The 24,080-nt window shown below is 33.9% G+C and carries 20 protein-coding genes and 2 tRNA genes; 7 read left to right on the top strand and 15 right to left on the bottom strand.

The features are described 5' to 3' along the window. Positions 1-124: 124 nt before the first annotated feature. The 5 genes from lgt to ABW636_RS16055 all read right to left on the bottom strand — a co-directional run bounded on the left by lgt (position 125) and on the right by ABW636_RS16055 (position 5,238). Positions 125-1,057 (bottom strand): prolipoprotein diacylglyceryl transferase, encoded by a 933-nt coding sequence (gene lgt / locus ABW636_RS16075; protein ID WP_367591083.1) that lies wholly within the window; start codon positions 1,055-1,057, stop codon positions 125-127. Positions 1,058-1,176: 119 nt separating this feature from the next. Beyond that, positions 1,177-1,437 (bottom strand): membrane protein insertion efficiency factor YidD, encoded by a 261-nt coding sequence (yidD, locus tag ABW636_RS16070; protein WP_445012692.1) that lies wholly within the window; start codon positions 1,435-1,437, stop codon positions 1,177-1,179. 6 nt (positions 1,438-1,443) lie between these two features. Next, positions 1,444-2,940: a cysteine--tRNA ligase gene (gene cysS / locus ABW636_RS16065; RefSeq protein ID WP_367591082.1), complete on the bottom strand. Its 1,497-nt coding sequence runs from the start codon at positions 2,938-2,940 to the stop codon at positions 1,444-1,446. A 40-nt stretch (positions 2,941-2,980) separates the two neighbouring features. Continuing rightward, positions 2,981-3,658 carry a GTP cyclohydrolase I FolE gene (folE, locus tag ABW636_RS16060; RefSeq protein WP_367591081.1) on the bottom strand — a complete coding sequence of 226 codons (678 nt, stop codon included), beginning with the start codon at positions 3,656-3,658 and terminating at the stop codon, positions 2,981-2,983. 707 nt (positions 3,659-4,365) lie between these two features. Then, a complete protein-coding gene (locus ABW636_RS16055) occupies positions 4,366-5,238 on the bottom strand; it encodes a hypothetical protein (protein WP_367591080.1) in 873 nt (290 codons plus the stop codon). Positions 5,239-5,547: 309 nt separating this feature from the next. Here ABW636_RS16055 and ABW636_RS16050 point away from each other — a divergent pair, with 309 nt between their 5' ends. Beyond that, positions 5,548-7,029: a T9SS type B sorting domain-containing protein gene (locus ABW636_RS16050; RefSeq protein WP_367591079.1), complete on the top strand. Its 1,482-nt coding sequence runs from the start codon at positions 5,548-5,550 to the stop codon at positions 7,027-7,029. 14 nt (positions 7,030-7,043) lie between these two features. On the opposite strand, the gene ABW636_RS16045 is transcribed toward ABW636_RS16050, so the two are convergent. Both ABW636_RS16045 and ABW636_RS16040 read right to left on the bottom strand, forming a co-directional pair. Beyond that, positions 7,044-8,561 (bottom strand): OmpP1/FadL family transporter, encoded by a 1,518-nt coding sequence (locus tag ABW636_RS16045; protein ID WP_367591078.1) that lies wholly within the window; start codon positions 8,559-8,561, stop codon positions 7,044-7,046. An 84-nt stretch (positions 8,562-8,645) separates the two neighbouring features. Further along, positions 8,646-9,671 carry a hypothetical protein gene (locus tag ABW636_RS16040; protein WP_367591077.1) on the bottom strand — a complete coding sequence of 342 codons (1,026 nt, stop codon included), beginning with the start codon at positions 9,669-9,671 and terminating at the stop codon, positions 8,646-8,648. 99 nt (positions 9,672-9,770) lie between these two features. Here ABW636_RS16040 and proS point away from each other — a divergent pair, with 99 nt between their 5' ends. The 4 genes from proS (at position 9,771) to rpsT (ending at position 11,824) form a co-directional block, all read left to right on the top strand. After that, the gene (proS, locus tag ABW636_RS16035) at positions 9,771-11,249 is read left to right on the top strand and encodes a proline--tRNA ligase (RefSeq protein WP_367591076.1); all 1,479 of its coding nucleotides are present in this window, start codon (positions 9,771-9,773) and stop codon (positions 11,247-11,249) included. 76 nt (positions 11,250-11,325) lie between these two features. Next, positions 11,326-11,397: transfer RNA gene (locus tag ABW636_RS16030), tRNA-Glu, on the top strand. A gap of 72 nt (positions 11,398-11,469) precedes the next feature. Then, positions 11,470-11,541 (top strand) — tRNA-Glu (locus ABW636_RS16025). A 34-nt stretch (positions 11,542-11,575) separates the two neighbouring features. Then, positions 11,576-11,824, top strand: a complete 249-nt coding sequence (gene rpsT / locus ABW636_RS16020; RefSeq protein WP_367591075.1) for a 30S ribosomal protein S20 — start codon at positions 11,576-11,578, stop codon at positions 11,822-11,824. A gap of 142 nt (positions 11,825-11,966) precedes the next feature. Here the strand turns inward: rpsT and ABW636_RS16015 are convergent, their stop codons facing one another. The 4 genes from ABW636_RS16015 to ABW636_RS16000 form a co-directional block, all read right to left on the bottom strand. Beyond that, positions 11,967-13,676 (bottom strand): OmpL47-type beta-barrel domain-containing protein, encoded by a 1,710-nt coding sequence (locus ABW636_RS16015; RefSeq protein ID WP_367591074.1) that lies wholly within the window; start codon positions 13,674-13,676, stop codon positions 11,967-11,969. 562 nt (positions 13,677-14,238) lie between these two features. Next, positions 14,239-15,486: a glycosyltransferase gene (locus ABW636_RS16010; RefSeq protein WP_367591073.1), complete on the bottom strand. Its 1,248-nt coding sequence runs from the start codon at positions 15,484-15,486 to the stop codon at positions 14,239-14,241. Between the two features lie 64 nt (positions 15,487-15,550). After that, positions 15,551-16,327 carry a zinc ribbon domain-containing protein gene (locus tag ABW636_RS16005; RefSeq protein ID WP_367591072.1) on the bottom strand — a complete coding sequence of 259 codons (777 nt, stop codon included), beginning with the start codon at positions 16,325-16,327 and terminating at the stop codon, positions 15,551-15,553. Positions 16,328-16,330: 3 nt separating this feature from the next. Next, on the bottom strand, positions 16,331-17,425 hold the full coding sequence (locus tag ABW636_RS16000) for a Nif3-like dinuclear metal center hexameric protein (protein ID WP_367591071.1): 1,095 nt from the start codon (positions 17,423-17,425) through the stop codon (positions 16,331-16,333). A 167-nt stretch (positions 17,426-17,592) separates the two neighbouring features. On the opposite strand from ABW636_RS16000, the gene lpxK reads away from it, so the two are divergent. Next, on the top strand, positions 17,593-18,603 hold the full coding sequence (gene lpxK / locus ABW636_RS15995) for a tetraacyldisaccharide 4'-kinase (RefSeq protein WP_367591070.1): 1,011 nt from the start codon (positions 17,593-17,595) through the stop codon (positions 18,601-18,603). 102 nt (positions 18,604-18,705) lie between these two features. On the opposite strand, the gene ABW636_RS15990 is transcribed toward lpxK, so the two are convergent. Genes ABW636_RS15990 through lipA form a run of 3 tightly spaced genes read right to left on the bottom strand, consistent with a single transcriptional unit; the run spans position 18,706 to position 22,858 of the window. Beyond that, the gene (locus ABW636_RS15990) at positions 18,706-20,928 is read right to left on the bottom strand and encodes a response regulator (RefSeq protein ID WP_445012694.1); all 2,223 of its coding nucleotides are present in this window, start codon (positions 20,926-20,928) and stop codon (positions 18,706-18,708) included. A 30-nt stretch (positions 20,929-20,958) separates the two neighbouring features. Then, the gene (gene gap, locus ABW636_RS15985; protein ID WP_367591068.1) at positions 20,959-21,963 is read right to left on the bottom strand and encodes a type I glyceraldehyde-3-phosphate dehydrogenase; all 1,005 of its coding nucleotides are present in this window, start codon (positions 21,961-21,963) and stop codon (positions 20,959-20,961) included. Positions 21,964-21,985: 22 nt separating this feature from the next. Beyond that, positions 21,986-22,858, bottom strand: coding sequence for a lipoyl synthase (gene lipA, locus ABW636_RS15980; protein WP_367591067.1), 873 nt, complete (start codon positions 22,856-22,858; stop codon positions 21,986-21,988). Positions 22,859-23,180: 322 nt separating this feature from the next. On the opposite strand from lipA, the gene ABW636_RS15975 reads away from it, so the two are divergent. Then, positions 23,181-23,414 carry a hypothetical protein gene (locus tag ABW636_RS15975; RefSeq protein WP_367591066.1) on the top strand — a complete coding sequence of 78 codons (234 nt, stop codon included), beginning with the start codon at positions 23,181-23,183 and terminating at the stop codon, positions 23,412-23,414. A gap of 89 nt (positions 23,415-23,503) precedes the next feature. Here the strand turns inward: ABW636_RS15975 and ABW636_RS15970 are convergent, their stop codons facing one another. Next, positions 23,504-24,076 carry an RNA polymerase sigma factor gene (locus tag ABW636_RS15970; RefSeq protein WP_367591065.1) on the bottom strand — a complete coding sequence of 191 codons (573 nt, stop codon included), beginning with the start codon at positions 24,074-24,076 and terminating at the stop codon, positions 23,504-23,506. Positions 24,077-24,080: the final 4 nt, after the last annotated feature.

Here is a 24,080-nt window from a genome sequence, read left to right as displayed (position 1 = left end):
ATTTAACCGAAGAAATCACAGAGTATCAATACTCGATAAAATAGTAGAGCGATGTGTAATGCATCAGCCTGTTACTATCAAACAAGTAAAAACCATTGCGAACTAAATGGGTAACCCTATAAAATTATTCGTAGTTTGTTTTTTTTCTTGATCGTATAACAAAATAAAAACCAGCTATAATAAAGGGGATACTTAACCATTGTCCAGTAGATAAAACATGTCCCAATGAATCTTCAAATCCGCCTTGACTCTTTTTTACAAATTCTACCGTAAATCGTACAATCCAGATAAGAATTAAGTACAATCCAAAAAGAAAACCTTGATGATTTCGCTTATCAGTTTTCCAGTAAGTAAACCATAGGATTATGGATACAAAAACATATCCAAATGCTTCATACAATTGCGCAGGGTGACGATAAGGGACAGCGTCTACTATAGCAGAAAATTGGGGATTTTCAACAATTGCGGTATAGGCCTTGTTTATGTTTTTAATTCCCGTTTCTCTAACCACTTCACTTTTGCTTAATCCATCCCGTATAAATTTAACACCAAATACAGAATCTCCAGATTCATTACCAATAATCTCAGAGTTAAAGAAGTTTCCTAAACGCACAAATATTCCGCCAAAAGAAGCTGGAATAGCAACTCTGTCTAGTACCCATAAAAAATGTTTGTGAATTACATTTTTAGCGTAATAGTACATGGCAATGATTATACCTATTGCGGCACCATGGCTTGCTAATCCTTGAAATCCAATAAACTCGAATGTTGGTTTAAATCTAAAAGGTAAAATAATCTCTAGTAGGTTGTTTTTATAATAATCCCAATCATAAAAGAAAACATGACCTAGACGTGCTCCTAGTAGCGTGGCTACGACAGCATATATAAAAATAGAATCTAGTTTTTCTATAGAAACATTTTCTCGGATATATATTTTTTTCATCAAATACCAGCCTAATGAAAATGCCACTACAAACATTAGACTGTAAAATCGTATGACAAAGAAACCGAGATCTATTCCTTCTGCAGGGTTCCAGATAATTTTTGATAAGATCATGTGTGCGATTGTTTTTTTGTGGAAGTAAATATAGGTATTTAAACTATAATCGTTGAGTTAAGAAATATTAACTAAAATAAAAATGTTCTTTTAAAAAAATATCTTATTGCAATAAAAAATCAGGGAGCTTTTTCTTTTTTTTCAGGAACAGGGTCATAACCGCTTCCTCCCCAAGGGTGGCAGCTAAATATTCGTTTTATCGAGAGCATACCTCCCTTACGCAAACCATGCTTTTGTAATGCCTCTACGGTATAGTGAGAGCATGTAGGTTGATATCTGCATGTTGCTGGCGTTAAAGGGGAAATTACGCGTTGGTATATTCGTACCAATCCAATAAATGGAAGAGTAATAATTTGCTTTATGGTAACTTTGGTGGCCAAATAACTTTAATTTAAAGAAAAAGTGGTGCCTTCTCGACCATCTTTAAGCTGAATTCCAATTTCAAGAAGCTTATCTCTAATTTTGTCACTAGTGGCAAAGTCTTTATTGATTCTTGCTTCTGCTCTAAGGTTAATCAGTAATTCTACGGTACCAGAAAGTTTATCCCCAATATCAGATGATGTAGAGTTAGAATCTGTCAAACCTAAAATATCAAAAGAAAAATCTGAAATAGTTTTTCTTAATACTTCAAGATCGATTATAGATATCGTTGCTTTTTGTTCTTTAACGGTATTGATAAATTTGACTGCATCAAATAGCTTAGCGATTAATATAGGGCTATTAAAGTCATCGTTCATCGCGTTGTAGCACTCTTGTCTCCAGACTTGCACATCAAAACCTTCTGTGTTGTTACCAGTAGGAAGAGAATTACATGTTTGTATCGCATCCATTAACTTGTAGTATCCTTTTTCAGAAGCTTCTAATGCATCATTCGAAAAATCTAAAATACTTCGGTAATGCGCTTGTAGCATAAAGAACCTTACAATAGTTGGATCAAAAGCTTTGTTAAGAATATCGTTGTTTCCAGAAAATAATTCGTCAGGAGAGATTGTGTTTCCTGTAGATTTAGACATTTTTTTGCCATTAAGCGTAAGCATATTAGCATGCATCCAGTAATTTACTGGGGTTTGCCCACATGCAGCTTCGCCTTGTGCTATTTCACATTCGTGGTGAGGAAATTTTAAGTCCATTCCTCCTCCATGAATATCAAATCGCTCTCCAAGGTACTTGGTGCTCATTGCGGTACATTCCAGATGCCAACCAGGAAAGCCATCACTCCAGGGAGAAGGCCATCTCATGATATGTTGCGGTTCTGCTTTTTTCCATAGCGCAAAATCCTGTGGATTTTTCTTGTCATCTTGTGCGGTTAGTTCACGTGTATTGGCAATCATATCTTCAACATTACGACCGCTTAACTTTCCGTAATCATTACTTTCGTTAAATTTTACCACATCAAAATATACAGAGCCATTAGATTCATAGGCAAAACCATTGTCTATAATTGTTTTTACAATCTCTATTTGTTCAATAATATGTCCGGTTGCTGTTGGTTCTATACTAGGCGGAAATGTGTTGAATTTATCCATTACCTGATGAAAATCTAAGGTGTATCTTTGTACGATTTCCATTGGCTCTAGTTGTTCAAGTCGCGCTTTTTTTGCAATCTTATCTTCACCTTCTTCAGCATCGTTTTCAAGATGACCAGCATCAGTAATATTTCGTACATAACGAACTTTATAGTCAAGATATTTTAAGTATCTGTATATAAGGTCAAAAGAAATAAATGTGCGGCAGTTTCCTAAATGTACATTGCTATATACCGTTGGGCCGCATACATACATACCTATATTACCCTCTGTAATGGGAATAAATACTTCTTTCTGCCCTGATATAGAATTGTAAATTTTTAATTCTTGTGTTTTGTACAACGAATTTGCTGCCATAATCTATGATAATGCTAGTGATTGATAATTAAAAACGAAATTAAAAAGAGGTGTCTAATTTGATGTAATCCAAAAATTCTCGACGTACAGAGTCTTCTTTAAATTTACCACCAAACTCACTGGTAATAGTACTACTTTCGATATCGCGAATTCCTCGAGAGTTAACACATAAGTGCTTTGCGTCGATAACGCAAGCTACATCTTTTGTCCCCAGAACAACTTGAAGATCCTGAACAATTTGCATCGTCATACGTTCTTGTACCTGAGGTCTTTTTGCATAATAATCTACGATACGATTCATTTTGGATAATCCAACTACGGTTCCATTAGAAATATAAGCTACATGAGCGCGCCCTACGATAGGGAGTAAATGGTGCTCGCAGGTAGAGTATACAGTGATGTTTTTCTCTACAAGCATTTCACCATAGTTGTAGTTATTGTTAAATGTTGAGGCGTCTGGTTTTCTTTCGGGATGTAATCCTGAAAAGATTTCGTTTACAAACATTTTTGCAACACGTTGTGGTGTTCCTTTTAGACTATCATCTGTTAAATCAAGTCCCAAAGTCTCCAGAATATGCTTTACATCTTCTCTAATCAAAGCAATTTTTTCACTATCACTAAGTTTGAAAGCATCTTCTCTAAGAGGGGTAGTAGCACTTGTTGCTACATGATTATCTCCTAATGCTTCGATTGCTTCAAGATCCTTGTCAATTTTCACACTTCAAAATTTAAATATTCATTACAGTTTTTTGTAAAAAGAAAAGAAGTATAATGTAACCACAGCTATCGGATACAATATAACTTCATACTTTTTTAATGTTATTGATCAATGTTTTTTTTATCGATCAACATAATAAGCTGCAAAGATACAATTTTGTTGTTTTAGTTGGTCAAAGCTATGTTAAACAATTCCTGTAGATTAAAATATATGTTAAACCTGTCGTAAGAATTGGAACTTTGTTATGAAGTTTTGATGTACCATAAATACTTAAGCTTTCCTGATTTTAGCATAGTATCGCTATGGTTCATTAAAAACTAAGTACGACATCAGTGTTTGTCGTAGTTTGAAGATGTAATAGATTTTTTAATCATAAAGCGTATTAGAATTGATTTATTGTTGTAACTCGTGAATAACTTACTCTATAATTTCACCTTTTTTTATTCTTGTAATCAGTTACTAAAAGAAAGAGATATTGCGACCAACGCTATCATCCTGATGCCTTCTTTATGGTTTTAAAAAAACTATAAAATTTGTTTTATTTCTATAATTGCTGAGTTTATATTAAAAGGTGTTACAATTATCTGATAACCGAAAGTCGGATTGAAAAATACCCTGAGAACCCCGTGTTTTATAGTTGTAAATAAAAGACACATTTTATGGGGTTCTTAAGGCGTATGAATAGTTTAGGTGTTATAAAATCGAGGTTACTTATGTATTTCTGTAAGAATATTGTCTAGATTGTTTGGTTGAAACATTGAGCCATGATCACCTTCTTCTATTAGGATGGAGGTTGCGCCTTTATTTTTAAGAAATTCGATTTCTTGATTTGTTAATGCTCCTACAGCTTCATCTTTTTCTCCATAGATATAAATCACATTTTTTAAGTCTTTTTTGTCTAATAATTGGGTATATCTATTTTTTCCAAGACCTGCTTGTAACCTTGTAAAGGATAACTCACTTCCAGTTAGGGAAGGCATGTCATTTTTTATTGGTGTAATACCATTAGAAAAACTATATAGATTACCATCTCTAAACCCTTTCCACACGATGTCTGGAATGTCTAATCTACCAGCCATTAGGACTACTTTATCTGCTATATTTGGTTTTGTAGCTAATACATTCGGAATAATAAAAGATCCTAAAGAGTGTGACATTGCAATGACCGTTTTTCCTTCAGTTTTAAAATGCCGAAGCACTTTATAAAAAATCTCTGAAGAAATAGTACCTTCCTCAATTGCTTGATCAAAAGTGATTTCATTAGCATTTATGGTTGGGTTTATGTGTTGTGCTTGTTTTACATAAACTCTGTAATAGTTATTGAATTGAGTTTCTTCAATATCTTCTGTTTCAAGTTTCTCGGAAGGGCCACCGTGTGAGTATACTATTATAGTTTCACTAGTTTCAGGGCCAATTGCTTGGTAAAGATCTTTGATGTTTGATGGTATTACCGTTTTTGTATATCCATTGCTATCTGTAAGGTTATCATCGCCATCATCATTTGTGCATGATTGAAAATAGAAGGATGCAAATATTAGTATAGCTATGTAATAATAATTGGTTAAAAATTTATTTTTCATTTTTTTTGATAGTTACGAATCATTCTATTTTAAAGGACGATTAATTAAGATCCTACCCTATTTTTTTACATTCATTTTTGCCATTTGACCTATGAGAGTTTAAGTTTAAATTGGCTTTACGAGGTTTTTGAATTATGTTGATTTTACGTTTTAAAAGGGATTACGTATATTTAATTCCCAAATTGAATAATAACCACTGGTTCATAGAGCTTTAAGATGTTTTGTTGAAAATAAAACATGAATAAATTGATAGTAAGAAGTTTGTTGACTCAGTGTATAACAAAAAACATAGTTATAACACTTATGAAGATGGAGAAATTACCCCCTAAGATTTCCGCGTACTTGCTTTTTGCCTGCTTATGTCATTTTTCATTATTTGCTCAGGATTTTGATGTGGCTTGTAGAACAGCTCAACCTTTTTGTTCTGATGCCTCGATGGAACTAACTTTTCCTAATACTATAGAAGATCTGGATGGCCTTGGTGAGATAGGGTGTTTAAATACAACTCCTAATCCCGCATGGTATTTTATTCGTATTGATGAACCTGGGGATTTGGTATTTGATATTCATCAATGGGTAGATAGTAATGCTAATAGTAATTTGGATAATGGAGAAAGAGAACTAGATGTAGATTTTATTGCCTGGGGACCTTTACCAACTTCTTATATTAATTGTGAAGATGATTTATCTACAGGGTGTGATCTTAATGGGGACGGTGAAAATATTCGCCCTGCAGAATGTGTAAATAATGTAGATGATCCATTATTTTATATAAATAATGAAGATAATACAAATATTGTAGATTGTAGTTATGCCAGAACACCAGATGACGGCATATTTACAGAAACTTTTACCATTAATAATGCATTATCTGGGGAGTACTATATGATACTAATTACCAATTTTGCAAATGAAGAAGGGGTAATTCAATTAGAACAAACCAATCTTAACGATGCCAATGCGGGTACTACAGATTGTAGTATTCTGGAACCTGGTGTAGGGGCAGACGTGGCTACTTGCGGCGAATTTCCTGTCACCATAGAAGGAAGATTTCCTGGAGCTTTAACATATCAGTGGGATAGGGCAGATGTGGGAACAACCAATTTTGTGCCTATTGCAGGGGCAACTGTACCTTTTTTAGAGGTAACTACAGAGGGAGTATATCAACTTAGTGGTTTTGATGGAAGCGGAGAAGTGCCAGACTCTCCAGATTCTTTGGTTGTTTTAGATGTATCTGATGCCATAGTTTCTGTAGATTATAGTATTGCAGAAGAATCTTTTGCGGGTGGTTATACGCTTACAGCAGAAGTAACAGCCACACCAGAGATAACAGCCGCAGGATTTGATGATTTTGAATATCGATTGGATAGAAATTTTGGAAATGGCTTTATAGAATATAGACCGTTTCAGTCGTCACCTGTGTTTTCAGATGTTCCGCCAGGGGATTATTTTATCATAGCGAGATATAGAGATTGTCCTGCTAGTGAGGTAAGAACAATGGTTATCTCTATTCTAGGGTACCCAAAATATTTTACACCTAACGGAGATGGTTTTCATGATAGTTGGAGTCTTATTAACATACAGGATCAGCCGACAGCTTTGATCTATATTTTTGATCGACACGGTAAGCTATTAAAACAGTTAATACCGGGAGGTGAAGGCTGGGATGGTACCTATAACGGAGTGAATATGCCTTCTTCAGAATACTGGTTTAGGGTAGAATTTAACGAACCCAGAGACCCTAACATGAGAAGAAGGGTCTTTGCAGGTAGTTTTTCCTTAATACGATAACAATTTAGGATTGTCTAAAAATTCATTCCTAATGTAAATGTTAGGCTATGTGTTTCTGTATCTATTAATGCCGTATTGCCAAAACCAGAGTTTGGGTAAAATGTTTCTGATCTTTGTTGTGATGTTTGGTTATATGTGACATCGAATTTGTATTTGCCAAAATTATAACCTCCCCCAATAGAATACCCTGTTTTGTCATCAAGAATTGCAGTATTTTTATAGGGACTTTCTTCAAAACTATATCCTCCTCTAAAACTCCAGTTTCCATTTCTCCATTCAGTTCCTATGCGAATGGTAGAAGCACCTTGTAAATTAGTGTCTATTTCTGTGTTTAGTGCAGAAAAATCGGCACCTTCGTCAGAACTTAATTTAGTAGTCGTGTAGTCCTTATAAGAATAATCAATACTAATAAGTCCTTGTTTCTCGAACAGAAAAGCGATGCTACCAGTTGCTTTTCCCGGAGTTCGTAATCGATATTCTGGAAATATATTAATAACATCTGGATTAACAATTGTTCTTCCATCGGCATCACTAAAAGTTTCTAATCGTTGAGAAGTTTCTTCTCTGATATAATACCATGTGGGTGACTCAAAAGAAGCACCTACTCGTACCATTTTAGAAACTTTGGCAATACCTCCTATTTGAGCAGAAAACCCTCCTCCTATGGTAGATAGTCGGTTGGTAAAGAGTACTTCGTTTATGTTACTGGTTGCGTTGTTGTTGCCTTCAAAAAATTCTGATACTTTATCATAATTGATAAAATGCGAACTAAGATTAGCTCCTACATAAAAATCTTTATTTATCTGTGCTCCTGCATTGATGGTTAATTTTCCGTTTATTCCGGTGCTTTCATAAGAGTATTCTTGATCATAAACACCTGCACCTATATTAGATGTATAGGTGGTGCCATTAAGATCTGAATCATCTGTAGGTTCTACAATAAAAGATTCATACCCCAAAAATGCTTGCTGAGCACGGTAACCTTCTGTTTCTCCTAAAAAGCTATAATGTCCATCAATTGATTCTCCTGATGCTCTTGAAATTAACCCTAATGGAAGACCCTGAGCTTCATTGATAAAAAAACTATCAATAGAATTAGAACTACGCCCTGCTGTAAATAGCTTATCTGCATTATCGGTAGTTTGATCATAAGCAATACCTAAAGATACCTTATTGACTCCTGGAGCTTCGGGATCAGTATTGTTAAAAATAAAAACCGCACCTAATTGACCAAAATTCAAGTTTCTGGAAGTACGATTCCTAAAGTTACTAAAATATAGTGCATCGTTATCAATACGATTTGTCGATAAGGTAACAGAGCCATATGAGTTTAGGAATACTGCAGATCCTGCCGGATTGATCTGTAAGGCAGACAAATCTCCTCCTAGCGCTCCAAAGGCACCGCTCATTCCTCTATATCGTGCTGTACCTAATATATCTTGCTGGGAGTATCGCAATGCATCAGTAATGTCCTGAGCGTTTAAAAAGGGCATAGCAAATGCTGCTATTATAAGTGTAAATAGTTTTTTCATTCGTTAGATGTTTTGAATTACTGATCCCCCAAAATAGTATTTTGAGTATTAGGAGTTAGACTTGTTAATTTGGTAAAAAAGTAATTAGTTTCTTCCTCCACGGCCTCTACTTCTTGTACCGCTGCTTCTAGAACTACCTCTACTACTTCCAGATCTATAAGAACCACTGCTTCTAGATGAACCGCTTCTACTTCTAGAGTATCCAGAGTTATTATTACTTCTAGATCTTGAAGGAGTGTACGTTCTGCTTCTAGATGATGAGTTATTGCTTCTGGATCTTGAAGGAGTATATGTTCTACTTCTGGTCGAAGAAGAATTGCTTCTGGATCTTGTTCTTGTGTTAGATGAGCGATTATAATAAGGGCTAGATGATCTACTTCTAGTAGCTCTCGTTCGTGAGTTTCTTGAGTAACCCTGTCTGCTTCTGCTGTAAGTGCCTCTTGATCTCGAATAGTAATTTCTGCTTCTTGTAGAATATCCGTAACGAGATCCTCTGTTGTAGGCTAAATATCCACCTCTTCCATAGAACCTATTACTATAAAATGGAGGGCAATAAAAGCCATTATTCCAATAAGGGTTTCCCCAGTTAAAGCCCCAGTTGGGACCATAAAATCCGCCCCAACCAACATTCCAACCCCATCTTGGGCCGTACCAGTTGTTCCAACCCCATCTTGGTCCATACCAGTTGTTCCAGCCCCACCTTGGGCCATACCAGTTATTCCATCCTGTATTATAATAATTTACGCTTACCTGGGTCGGGTTACTACCCCAGGAAGGCTGTCCAACTTCATAATTTAGTCCTTCAACAGGAGTGTTTTCGGCATCATAATCACCGCCAGTATAAGAATCTATATCTGTAAAAACTTCATCGTCCTGAAGAGCGTTATCTATTTGAGCTGATTTTTCAGAAAAATAACTAGAGTAATAACCTGATTTTTCTTCTGTAGTATTTGCTTGTTTTTCTGGTATGCTTTGATTTACTTCATTAGAATAGATACCGTCGTTGTAGGGTACATATTCATACGAACCACAAGACATCAACATAAACATAGAGGTTACCAGGAAGATTCCTAGCACTCTACTTCTCTGAAAATAATTTTTAAGTTGCATATCTTTTTATTTTATTGTTGGACATTACAAATTTAGTTAGTTTTGCGCTAATTAAATTATATTTAACAAAGCAGCAATATTTGTGCCAAATAGCAGATTATGAGCAAGAACTTAACAAAACGTAGTGAAGATTATTCAAAATGGTATAATGAATTGGTCGTTAAGGCTGATTTGGCCGAAAATTCGGCGGTAAGAGGATGTATGGTAATTAAACCATACGGTTATGCTATTTGGGAGAAAATGCAAGCCGAATTAGATAAAAAGTTTAAAGAAACGGGGCACCAAAATGCTTATTTTCCATTATTTGTGCCCAAAAGCTTGTTTGAGGCAGAGGAAAAAAATGCAGAGGGTTTTGCAAAAGAATGTGCAGTTGTAACACATTATAGATTAAAAACAGACCCCGATGATTCATCTAAATTAATTGTGGATCCTAATGCAAAGCTAGAAGAAGAATTAATTGTTCGCCCTACTTCTGAAGCAATTATCTGGAATACTTATAAAGGATGGATACAATCATATAGGGATTTACCAATTTTGGTAAATCAATGGGCAAATGTAGTGAGATGGGAAATGCGTACCCGTTTATTTCTTCGAACAGCAGAGTTTTTGTGGCAAGAAGGGCATACGGCTCACGAGACAAGAGCAGAAGCTATTGCAGAAACCGAACAAATGAATACCATATATGCTGATTTTGTTGAGCAGTTTATGGCAATTCCTGTTGTAAAAGGAAGAAAAACAGAAAGTGAGCGTTTTGCAGGTGCAGAAGACACCTATTGTATCGAAGCCTTGATGCAAGATGGAAAAGCTTTGCAAGCTGGAACTTCTCACTTTTTAGGACAGAATTTTGCAAAAGCTTTTGATGTTAAATTTACTTCTAAAGAAGGAAAGCAAGATTATGTATGGGCTACCTCATGGGGGGTCTCTACACGTCTAATGGGAGCATTGATAATGACGCATAGTGATGATAACGGTTTGGTTCTACCTCCAAAATTAGCTCCAATTCAAGTGGTGATAGTACCTATTTATAAAGGAGAAGAGCAATTGCAGCAAATTTCTGAAGTTGCTAATAGTTTGGTGGGCGATTTAAGAGCTAAAGGGATTTCTGTGAAATATGATAATCGTGATACCTATAGGCCTGGAGCAAAATTTGCACAGTATGAGTTACAAGGAGTTCCTCTTAGAATTGCGATAGGTCCAAAAGATTTGGAAAAAGGAACAGTAGAGCTAGCGAGACGCGATACATTATCAAAGCAATTTGTGTCTAAAGACGATGTGGTAACTACTGTAGATTCTTTATTAGAAGAAATGCAAACTAATTTGCATAACAAAGCAACAGCTTATAGAGATGAGCATATTACCAGAGTAGATACTTTTGATGAATTTAAGGAAGTTTTAGAAAATAAAAGAGGCTTTATAGCTGCGCATTGGGATGGTACTATAGAAACAGAAGAGAAAATCAAAGAATTGACAAAAGCTACAATTCGTTGTATTCCTTTTGATCAAAAAGAAGAAAAAGGTGTTTGTGTGTATAGTGGTAAACCATCTAATATCAGGGTGTTATTTGCAAAGGCGTATTAAGCTTAAAAAAAAAATAAAATAACACTTGCGTGATTGAAAAATAGTTGTATTTTTGCATCCGCAATTAGGCAAACAAGGCCCGTTCGTCTATCGGCTAGGACGCCAGGTTTTCATCCTGGTAAGAGGGGTTCGATTCCCCTACGGGCTACGAAGATTAAATTTTTTTTATTGTAAATGTAAAGTGAAAGTTATACATTTGCAATCTTAAAAAAAGAAGCATGGCCCGTTCGTCTATCGGCTAGGACGCCAGGTTTTCATCCTGGTAAGAGGGGTTCGATTCCCCTACGGGCTACAATTTTATAGTTAAGAAATTAATAGAAAGAAAGATGGCAAATCATAAGTCAGCATTAAAGAGAATTAGAAGTAACGAGACAAAACGTCTTAGAAACAGATACCAACATAAAACTACTCGTAATGCGATTAAAAAGTTGCGCGAGTCAGATAAGAAAGAAGCAGAAGCTTTGTTTCCTACGGTTGTTTCTATGTTAGATAAGTTGGCAAAAAATAATATTATTCACAGTAATAAAGCCGCTAACTTAAAATCGCAATTAGCAAAACACGTAGCTTCTTTATAAGAAAGTACGTGGTATTGAAAATATATAAGCCTTCCTAATATTTAGGAAGGCTTTTCTTATGTGCTAAAAGTTTTGTTTAAATAGTTTTTTAGAACTTTAATCTTTCTTCTTTTTAAATGTGAGAAAGATGAAGTGGTACTTCTTATTCTTCTACAGAAAACTCTATAATAGAAGTGTCGTCGTTTCCTAAGAAATCTATAGCTCTTACTTCTATGGTGTAATTTTTGCCTGTAGTAAAGTTTTTTAGTGGGTTTGTATAAACAAATTCTGGTCCACCATTAATGCTATAGTATATTTTGTCGGTACCTACGGCGTTATCTGTTCCTGCAAGATATAGCTTGCTGTGTCTCGAATAGATTTTAATTTCTTTATCTCTTATTTTTTTAAACCCTAGAGGTTCGCTTCCAAAATGAATATGAACCTTAGGACCTTCATTGTCTACTACAAAAAAGAAGTCATCTAATGTTTTATTGTTTACATTATCGGTTCCTGAATAATTAATTTTGTGAAATCCATTTTTATCAACAGTGAACGGAGAAGAATATGCTTTACTGCTTGTGTTGTCAATAGTGTAGTCAATTTGTTTTAATCTAGATTCCTGATCAGTTCCTGATAGTTTTACTTTAGTGATTTTTCTAATAAACATAGTGTCTCTTGTGAAGAATTTTGGTCCATCGTATCTATGAGAAATGTTAGGAGCAGTATTGTCTAAATGGTAGAAAGTTTGGCTACTTAGCGCTTTTCCTTTGTTTCCTACTTTATCTAGAGCATATGCATATACACTGGTGTTTTTTGTAATCTTAATTTCTGAAGTATATTTGATGTATTCATTTCCTTCTGATGCATAATATATCTCCTCTAAACCAGCTTTATTGTCTTGTGCGGTTAATACCAATCTAGTTCTGTCTGAAACGAAAGTTGTTTGTTTTGTAACGTGTTTATCTGATTTTATAGTAAAGTTAACTTCAGGTGCGGTTTTATCAAGAAAGAATTTTTCTGTTTTTTTACCTTCTTCATTTTTTACATTGTCGACAGAGTGGTACTCAATAGAGTGACTTCCTTCATTAAATGATTTTATGTATAAAGGATCTCCGTTGTATCGAATTTTCTTTTCAATTCCGTCATAGGAGTAATAAGTTTTGCTGATTCCTGAAAGATTATCCTTTGATTTTAAGGAGAACTTTCCTTTTGGGCTTATTATTTGTTCTCCGTTAACCATTACTTTAGATCCTTTATAGGTAATCGTGGTCTTAGGTGCGCTGATGTCTAAAGTGAAATCTATAGCCTTTGTTTCTTCAACATTTCCAACATTGTCTACGGCATAAGCTTGAATGTTGTGTTTTCCTTCGGTAGTTATGTTTTCGGGTTGTGTATATTGTTTGAAATTGTTTTTATCTATAGAGATGTACTTTTCCTGAATACCTGACATTTCATCTGAAAAAGTCATTTCAACATTTAAACCAGGGCCATAGAATGTTTGTGAACCGGTCTGATACCTATTCGTGTTTAGAAAATTTAACTTTGAAACTGGGGCAATACCATCTGCGTGTACTTCGAAAGTGACATCGTGTTCGGGTATGGGTTTTACGTTATCGGTGTGTTTAACAAAATGCGTTCCATGTCCGTCAAGGTACATTGGATTTGCAAATTGGGGGGTTTTTGCACTTGTTAGTTTATGCCCGTCTTTAAGATCTGGATTGGTAGAAATAAATAGGTAAATTGGTAGATCTACTTGTACATGGTATTCGCCTTTTTCATTGATATAGCTCTTTTTTGTGTGCTTCATTTGTTCTTGAGCATGGATACATATGGATAAGATGATTAGGGGTAGGGTTAGTAGTACTTTTTTCATGTTTAGGGGTAGGTTTTGATGGGTTTACATAGGGTTGAGATATTAAATAATCGTTTAAGTGTGAAAATTGTCAGATGAAAGTATGATTTTTATCTGTGAAATGCAAAATAAATGTTAAAAATTTTAGCAATTAATTTGATATAATTTTTTTTGAGAAATGATAGTTTAGGTAATATTGCTGTGAGTCGCTTGTAATACTAGCGTGAGGATGAGTTTGGCTATTTTTGAAAGTTAAAACATTGATAATTAATGCTTCGACAGAGATTTGGTTACAAGAGAAGTGTTTTTAGCGTTTTTATTTAAAAACTGACCAAATAAAAGTATGTATGTTGTCGAAAACTATTTATGAGCTTCGTAAAAAAGCAGTTTTAATCGCAAAATTTTTGATGTATGATTTTTCGTACACATATGTGATTTGGTGTAAGAATAGCTTTGATTAAGTAGGGAACACCTTGTTCTTTATTTTGTTTAAGGGTGAAATTTCTTAACTAGTGTATCAAAGATCGAGTGTTAAAGATTCGAAACTACAAGAAATCCTTTTGTTTAATAAAAAATAGAAGGCTTAGATTTGCGTCTTGTTGTTCTTTTCTTCGATCCATCGTGACATAAACTCGGTACTTCTTAAAAAATGATATTGCAACATGCTGCCGATAAAATTGTTATCACGGTGTTTGGTTTGATTATTTTGAAGAGTTAAAATGGTGTTTATAAAGTTTGTACAGAATTGTTCTTTTTGAAAACGTGTGTTAATGATTTCGATGCCATTTTGTTGAGACTGCTTCCAGATCTCTTTGTTGTTGTAGAGGTGTATAGAGGCTTTTGCAAATGAATCTGGATCATCTGTGATGAAACCATTCCAGTCTGATTCTGATCCTAACATTCCTTCGGCACCTATGTTAGTTGTTACACTTGGAGTACCATTAAGCATGGCTTCGGTCAATTTTCCTTTGATTCCTGCGCCAAAGCGTAGTGGAGCAAGACAAACCCGTGCTTGAGACATTATAGTGGAGGCACTTTTTGCCCAGCCTTTTACAAGAAACCCTTCTTTAGGGGCATGTAACATGTTAGCTTTGGTAGGTGGGTATGCTCCATATATATGAAGTTCTGCTTTTGGAAGTTCTCTTTTTATCAAAGGCCATATGGTTTCTTTTAGATATTGTACGCTATTCCAGTTAGGTTCGTGTTTAAAATTTCCGATTGTTACAAAATGCTGCCTATTTTCATAATTTGGCCAATTTTGTTTGTTTTCTTTTTTTATAGGGTCGAATAGGAACGGTAAATAAAAAAGTAAGCTATCGTCTATTTTAAAATGTTCTTGAAGTAGAGATAATTCATAATCAGAAATCATCAAAGAAAGGTCGCATCGATAAATACTTGCAATTTCCCTTTTTGCAATATCGCTTTGAAATAGTCTTTTGACATCGAAAATAGAGTTGTTTTTAAATGCTTCTTGTCGTACTTTTCTAAGGCAATGTAAATCTTCTGTATTAAGTATTTTTAAGGCGTTAGGGCAATGCTTAGATACTTTCCATCCAAATTGTTCTTCTGTAATGTAGCGATCAAATACAACAATATCTGGATTGAGTTCTTTGATTTGATTGTCAAAAACATTGTTGTTAATTTCTGTTGAAAATGTGGTAACACCAAATGTGTTTAAATCGATTGATTTGTCACTATAGGATGCGGCACTTGTAAAACTAATTTTCCAGTTCTGGGATAAAAATAATTGTATGAGATGTAACATTCTTTGCCCTGCGGCTGTAGAATTGGGCTCTGGCCAAACGAAACCTATAATAAGAATGTGGTTCATGGTTAGTTGGTCTAATCAAAAAAGCCTCAGTAAAACTGAGGCTTTGTATGTGTATATGCTCTAATTATAACTTAGAAAAAAGAGCTTGCATTTTTTCTTTTTCTTCTCTTGCTAGTTCCTGGTCAACTAGTATACGTCCGCTATGTTCGTCTGTAATGATTTTTTTGCGAGAAGCTATCTCCATTTGTACTTGAGGTGGAATGGTAAAGAAAGATCCTCCTGACGCACCACGCTCTATAGGTACAACGGCTAATCCATTTTTTACATTCTGTCTTATCCTTTTGTATGCAGCGATGAGACGCTCTTCAATTTCTTGTTGAAAGTCTTCTGATTTTGCTATCAATGACTGTTCTTCTTTTTCCGTTTCAGCAAGAATAGCATCCAGCTCTCCTTTTTTATGAGATAAGTGCTGATTGCGCTCAGAAAGCTTTTGTTTAGTTTGCTCTATGATTTCATTCTTTTGAGTAATCTGTGCCTTATGCTCTTTGATGTGCTTTTCTGCTAATTGAATCTCTAATTCCTGAAATTCAATTTCCTTACTTAAAGAGTTATACTCGCGATTGTTACGAACGTTTTTCTGTTGTTCTCCGTATTTTTTGATTAGATTTTTAGCTTCTTCAATAAGATTTTTCTTAGACTTTATACCATCTGCTATGGTGTCAAGATCCGTGGTAAGCTTTTCTAATCTTTTATTTAATCCGGCTACTTCATCTTCAAGATCTTCCACCTCTAAAGGTAATTCTCCTCTTACGTTTCTAATCTCATCAACTCTAGAGTCAATTAATTGCAAATCATACAATGCTCTTAATTTTTGCTCAACAGTAACTTCTTTCTTTGCCATATTTTATATGTATTGAATTGGATTGGTGGTTTTATCCGATAAAATGATTGCAAAATTACTGATTTTTTTTCTAAGATACCTAACAATTAGGTTTTTTGTGTATTGTTCACTTTCATAATGTCCAATATCGGCAAGAATCAATTTTTTTTCGGCTTCAAAAAATTGATGATATTTTAAATCAGCAGTAATGAAAATATCAGCTTTAGCTTGGATAGCATTTTTTATAGCAAAGCTTCCGCTTCCTCCTAAAACGGCAACTTTTTTAATGGGTTTTTCTAGTAAAGCAGAGTGTCTTATACAGCCAACATTAAAAACTTTTTTTAAGTGTTTTAAAAAATCTAGTTCATTCATTGGTGTTTCTAATTCACCAATCATACCCATTCCTATATGTTGGTTTTTGTTTTCTAATGTTGTGATTTCGTAGGCAACTTCTTCATAAGGATGTTGCTTGAGAAGTGCATCAAGAATATTCTTTTCTAAATGCTTGGGAAAAGTTACCTGTAGTTGAGTTTCTTTTTCTTGATGTATCTCTCCAATGTTACCTATTACGGGATCGGCATCCTCTGAAGCTTTAAAAGTACCTGTTCCGTCAGATGAAAAACTACAATTACTATAATTACCTATAGTACCAGCTCCAGCTTCGAATAAAGCATTAAGTACCTGGTTGGCAGTATTTGTAGGGGCAAAAGTCTCCAGCTTTTTAATAGTTCCTTTTTGGGGAATAAGTATTTTACGATTTTTTAGTGCTAATTGTTCACAAATCATATCGTTAACGCCATTGTAAGCATTGTCTAGTGCTGTATGAATAGCAAAAATCGCAATGTCATTTTTAATTGCTTTCATAATGACTCTTTCGACATAAGTGCTTCCGTTAAATTTTTTAATCCCTTTAAAGATAATTGGGTGAAAGCTTACAATTAGGTTACAATTATTCTCAATAGCTTCTTCTACAATGTTTTCTAAGGTGTCTAATGTTACCAAAACTCCCGTTACGGTGGTTTCAGTATTTCCTACCAAAAGCCCAACATTATCAAAATCTTCTGCGTATGCTTTTGGGGCCATTTCCTCAAGATAATTAATAACTTCTTTTATTTGCATTGTATATATGGTTTCTATGATTGAATTAAGATATAAACTACTTCGACAAAATAATGGCAATTATTTTGGAAATAGTACAAATTGAATGTAAAAAAACTTTTATCAATAATCAAAGTTTCGTTTTTATACTTTTGCTGTATCTATCGAAAGCCTAAAAATTAATATCAATGATAAATATACTACGAAAACTTCTTTTGCCCTTTGTGCCTTTCTATTACATAATTGTATGGGTGCGAAACAAACTATATGATTTGGGACTTAAGAAATCTGTAGCATATGATTTTCCAATAATTGCTGTTGGAAACTTAAGCGTGGGCGGAACTGGAAAATCACCAATGATCGAATATTTGATAGAAGTATTGAAGGATCGTGTGAACCTTGCAACATTGAGTAGAGGATATAAAAGAAGTACTAAAGGTTTTCATGAAGTTACGATGCTTTCTAAAGCAATAGAAGTAGGGGATGAGCCATTGCAATTCAAAAAAAAGTTTTCTGATGTAACTGTTGCTGTGGATGCAGATCGACGTAATGGTATTGCCAAATTAAGAGAATTGGTCCCACAACCAGAGCTTGTATTAATGGATGATGCATTTCAGCACCGTAAAGTAAATGCGGGAATCTATATATTACTCACTACTTATAGTGATCTTTATGTCAACGATATTGTATTGCCTACCGGAGGATTAAGAGAGCCTAGAAATGGAGCAAAAAGAGCAGATATTGTTATAGTAACCAAATCTCCAATAGAGATTTCTGAAGAGGAAAGAAAGCGAATTAAAGAGAGTTTAAATTTGCAGCAGAGACAATATTTATTTTTTACTTCTATTGATTATAAAAAACAAATTATAAGTAAATCTGGAGAAAAATCAATCGATGCTTTAAGAGGTGTTTTTTTTACTTTGGTTACTGGTATTGCAAATCCAACACCTTTGTTAAATTATTATAAGTCATTAGGGTTACAATTTGATCATATAGGTTTTCCTGATCATCATAATTTTACAAATACAGAGTTGGAGAAGCTAAGAAAACTTCCTTTTATTGTCACTACAGAAAAAGACTATATGAGATTAATCACAGACGCGCCTGACATTAACTTATGGTATCAGCCTATCGAAGTTAAATTTGTAAGTGAATCAGATCTTTTTAAGAACCTTATAATTGATTATATAAAAAAATGAGATTGATATCAATCTCATTTTTTTTATTGCTTTTGGTTAACTCGAATAAAAACTCTTTAAAAAAGTTTTGTTATCTGTTTATAACCAAGTATTATGCTAATATTATTCTATTACTTGTTTTTTGATGAGTGCTTTGTGAAGCTTAGAGAAAAATTCTTCTGTCTTATATGGTTTGGGGATAATATCATTAAAACCATTATTGTAAAATTCATCTAGATTATCATCTAATGTAACGGCTGTTAATGCTATTATAGGGATGTTAAGATTGAAGGTTCTAATTTGTTTGGTGGCTTCGATTCCACTAATTCCCGGCATGTGGATATCCATTAAAATCAAATCGAATGAATTTTCTTTGACCTTGTTGATTGCTATGTCTCCATTGTCAGCAACATCACATGTAATATTATTTTTTTCAAGTATTTTTCGTGTGATGAGTTGATTGATTTTATTGTCTTCTACAACTAATATGTGCTTGTTAGCCATTACGTCATAGTCAATTTTTTTGGCTTCTTCTGTATAATCCGTTTTTAGATCTTCATATACTTCGAACTCTAGATCAAATAAAAACTTTGAACCTTTTCCTAGTTCACTTTCAAGTCTAATTTCACTATTCATTAATGATAATAAGTTCTTGACAATAGATAGACCTAATCCAGTACCTCCAAACTTTCTGTTTATCTGCACAGAGCCTTGTGTGAAGTTTTCAAAAATACTTAATTGCTTTTTTTCAGAAATACCAACACCATTATCTTCAATTTCAAAAGTAAGGTGTACCTTATTTTTTGTTTTGCTCAATAAGTTAACGCGAATCCAAATGTTACCGTTTTGAGTAAATTTTATAGAGTTACCAATAAGATTTATTAGGATTTGAGAAATTTTTAATGGATCGCCTTTTAATTTGGGAGGAATCTTCTCATTAAATTCGTAATGCAATTTATTATTTCTGTCCTTTGCAGATTTTCCTAAAGCAATCAATACATCGTTAATTCGTTTTTTTAGATTAAAAGAAGTGTTTTCGAGTTCTACTTTGTTTGCTTCTAATCGGTTAAGATCTAATATGTTGTTTATAAGTGATAAAAGGTATTCTCCAGAAAATTTAAGAGAATTTAGATGTTCTTTTTGGTTTGGAGTGGGGCTTTCTTCTAATAAAAGATGAGTTAATCCTGTAACTGCATAAAGAGGGGTTCTTAATTCATGAGTAATTGTGGATAAGAACTGTGCTTTGGCTTCACTAGCTCTTTCTGCATTCTCTTTGGCTAAAACGAGTTCTGTGTTTTTATTTTGTAGCAGCTCATTAGCTCTTGCTCTTAAATTATTGTTCTTGTACAGCGAAAGAGTTAGAAGAGATAAAATAGTGATTAATGCAATGCTTAAGATGGTTGTTAAACGTCCTAATTTTAAAGATTTTTGCTGCTGAATATTTTCTTCGGTTAGCTCTTCTATTAAAACATTATTCTCGTTTAGGTTTAACTTAGCACTGGCTTCCTGAGCTATGATTTCTTTTTTCGTGTTAAAGAGCGAGTCTTTTATTTTCTCGTGGGCTTTAAGGTTGGATAAGGAGACCAGATACTCTCCTTTTTTTTCATATATCTGACTATATAGCTCATAACACTCTGATCGAATTTCGGTATATCCTTTCTCGTTTACAATTTGCATTGCCAGATCATTTGTTTCTTTTGCTTTATCGGGATGATCTAATGCTAATTGAGCCCTGGCTTTATTGATGTAGAGTTTGGCTTTAGAGTAGTTTTGGTTAAACGAGTTTATGACCGGTAAACCACTGTTAAAATATTGAATAGCTAGTTCTGGCTGATTTTTAGAGAGAGCCAAAAACCCTAGATTTAATTTTATAATACCGATCTTGTCTTTGATATCATGTTTTTTTGCAATCAAAAGCGCTTCGTTTAATGCTTTGGTTGCTATTTCATGTTCTTTAAGCTGTATGGCTATAGATCCATATATTGCATAAGAACAAGTTAATGAGGCATAATCATCTTTGTTTCTTAATATGTTTATGGCTTGATGAATTTGCTTCTCAGCTTTTTTGAGATCTCTTAGTTCTCTATAGAGCCTAGCAAGTACCATATTTGTTTTGGCAATGTAGGTTTTATCCTTCTCTTGTATGGCAAGTTCTTTGGCTTTTATAATACTTACCAATGCAGATTCTAGCTTGGCTTGGGTGATAGCAACAGAAGCGTTATCTAAGTGTTTGTCTATAGGATTGTTAGTCTGGCTAATTTCTAAGTGTTCATTTGTCTGAGAAGCACTAAGAAAGCAACAAAGAAGTAAAAGTTTTACGGTTAAAAATTTGATTTGGGTCGGCATTTGTTCTTTAAAATATCTCAACTAAGATAGTTATTTCTTACAAATGTTGATAATTAAATCGATAATTCTGTTGCTATATCCGATTTCATTATCATACCAACCGATGATTTTTACCATTTTTCCGATAGAAGAAGTCATTAAAGAATCAAACACGCAAGAATGTGGATTTCCCATAATATCTATAGACACAATGGGGTCTTCTGTATATGCCAAAATTCCCTTAAGATATGTTTCTGATGCTTTTTTAAAAGCGTTATTTATTTCTAAAATAGAAACTTGTTTTTTAACATTAAATGTAATATCTGTCAAAGATCCGTTAGGCACGGGTACTCTTATACCGCAACCACCAATGACACTATTGAGTTCTGGAAATACTTTGGTTAATGCTTTTGCAGCTCCTGTAGTAGTAGGAACAATAGATTGATTAGCTGCTCTGGCTCTTCTTAAATCACGATGAGGCTGATCATGTAAACTTTGATCTGTTGTGTAGCTGTGCACCGTGGTAATGTATGCTTGTTCAATACCACATAAATCATTAATAACCTTAATCATTGGTGCGGCGTTATTGGTAGTACAGGAGGCATTAGAGAGGATACTGTCTGATTGCTCAATGATATGATCATTAACTCCTAGCACAATAGTTTTGATGCTGTCTTCGATAGGAGGGGCAGATAGAATTACTTTACTAGCACCCGCTTTAAGATGTGCTTCTGCATCTTCTCTGGTTTTAAACTTACCTGTAGATTCTATAACAATATCAACATCATGTAATTTCCAGTTACAGTTTTCTGGTTTTTTTTGATTTAAAAGCGGTATTGATAATGTGTTGACTATGATATGGTTTTCATCATACGTTATCTGATCGTGTAATACCCCATGAATGCTATCATATTTTAACAAATGGCTTAGCGTTCTCGCATCGGCAAGATCGTTTATAGCAACTACTTTGATAGTAGGGTGGTTGATCAATAACCTAAACAAATTTCGGCCAATTCTTCCAAAACCATTTATAGCAATTTTAATTGGTGTATTCATAACGCCCTAAATGCTTTTTTGACTATGTTAAATGCTTTTGTGCTTTATAAGAAGATCTAACCAATGCACCACTTTCAACATGTCTAAATCCCATTTCTAACCCTATTTCTTCATATTTTTTGAATTGATCAGGAGTTATGAATTGTTTTACCGGAAGATGCTTTTTGCTAGGTTGTAGATATTGTCCTATAGTTACAATGTCTAAATTTACAGCTCTAAGATCTTTTAATGTTTGGATAACTTCGTCTTCTTTTTCTCCAAGGCCAAGCATGATTCCACTTTTAGTTCTATTAATACCATTATCCTTAAGGTATTTTAGTACAGAAAGACTCTGCTCGTATTTTGCCTGAATTCTAACTTCTCGGGTTAATCTTTTAACAGTTTCCATGTTATGGGAAACAACTTCTGGTTTTACCGCAATAATCCGATCAATATTTTTGGTTTTTCCTTGAAAATCAGGAATAAGTGTTTCTAGCGTAGTTTCCGGATTCATTCTACGAATGGCTTGTATAGTTTCTGCCCATATAATGGAGCCACCATCCAAAAGATCATCTCTGTCTACAGAAGTTACGACAGCATGTTTTATGTTCATAAGCTTTATAGAACGTGCTACTTTTTCGGGTTCTGCCCAATCTACGGTTTCTGGTCTTCCCGTTTTAACACCACAAAAACCGCAGGAACGAGTACAGATATTACCTAATATCATAAAAGTAGCAGTACCTTCACTCCAACATTCTCCCATGTTTGGGCAGCTTCCAGAGGTACAAATGGTGTGTAAATCATATTTATCTACCAATCCTCGAAGTTCGGTGTATTTTTTTCCGGTAGGTAATTTTACCCGTAACCATTTTGGTTTGCCTTTGGGAGGGGCTATACTAGTAACATCATTATTCATGATAAGCAATATTTTTGGCAAAAATACAAAGAAAGCTTAGATTAATACAATGTTCTTATAAAAGTTATGAGGTAAGTTTAAAATAATGCGTGTCAGATAAAAACAATATGTTTTTACAGTAAAACCTTAATTGCACAAAGTTTTAACATCAGGTTAAATTTTAGTTAATATAAAATTTTTTTTGAATTTATGAGTTATATAATGTAACCCCCTTTTTTTATTTGGATTTTGTTTAAAACAGAACCCAAATTGTGTTTATTATTTAATTTGCAAGAATTCGGGGTGTTATTGTATAAGAATAAAGACAAAAAATTACCTCAAGATGTCCGAAGAATTAGTATTAAACGACAAAAAAACGAAAAACAATCGTAAGCGCGTAGAAAAATGGCTGCGTAACAATCAAAAGTATATCAATATTACTGCTATAGAAAAGGAAATTTCTGCTCCAAAAGGTTTAGTTCAAAAATATATAAAATACAATAAGAAAATCAATGATAAATGGATTGATCCTTTATATAGTGTGATCAAACAATTTACAACATTTACATTAAGATAGGTTTGTTGCCTATCTTGGTTGTAATTTGATATGATGTAGGTTTATGGTTGAAGAAATATATTAATATATCAAAAATTGTATGGTTAGTATTATTTTTTAGTGCCAGCAATAATTTCTGAAAGTAATTTCTTTGCGCGAAGTAATTTTACTTTTACATTGTTGATAGGCTCGTCCAGAGACGCTGCAATTTCTTTATAGCTTAACTCCTGAAAATACCGTAGATTGATTACTTCTTGATAGTTAGGTTTTAGTTGTTTGATATACCTTAATAATTGAGCTAAATTTTGCTCTCTAATTAATTTATCTTCTGGCGTAGGATTGTCATCTGCTATTTTATAAACTCTGTCATCTACCTCTGTAGTTGTTTTTGATTGTATAGAAGCATTTTTTTTCCGTAATAAATCAATATGAATATTTTTAGAAATTTGTGTTAACCAACTTCTAAAATTGTAGGTTTCATTAAAAGTGTGAATTTTGTCAAACGCTCTTGAAAAACTTTGAATTGTAATGTCTTCTGCTTCATACTCATCTCGAGTCCTTTTTAGCTGAAAACTATAAATATCATTCCAAAAGGTGTCTAATAAATAATTAAAAGAAGTTTGTTTTCCTTCTTTTGCCTTTTTAATATGTTCTTCTAAAAGAGTTGGTTTTTCTTTTTTCAAGGAA

This window comes from Aquimarina discodermiae, from assembly GCF_040786235.1.
Classification (GTDB): Bacteria; Bacteroidota; Bacteroidia; order Flavobacteriales; family Flavobacteriaceae; genus Aquimarina.
This window is presented reverse-complemented; position numbering and strand designations above follow the sequence as displayed.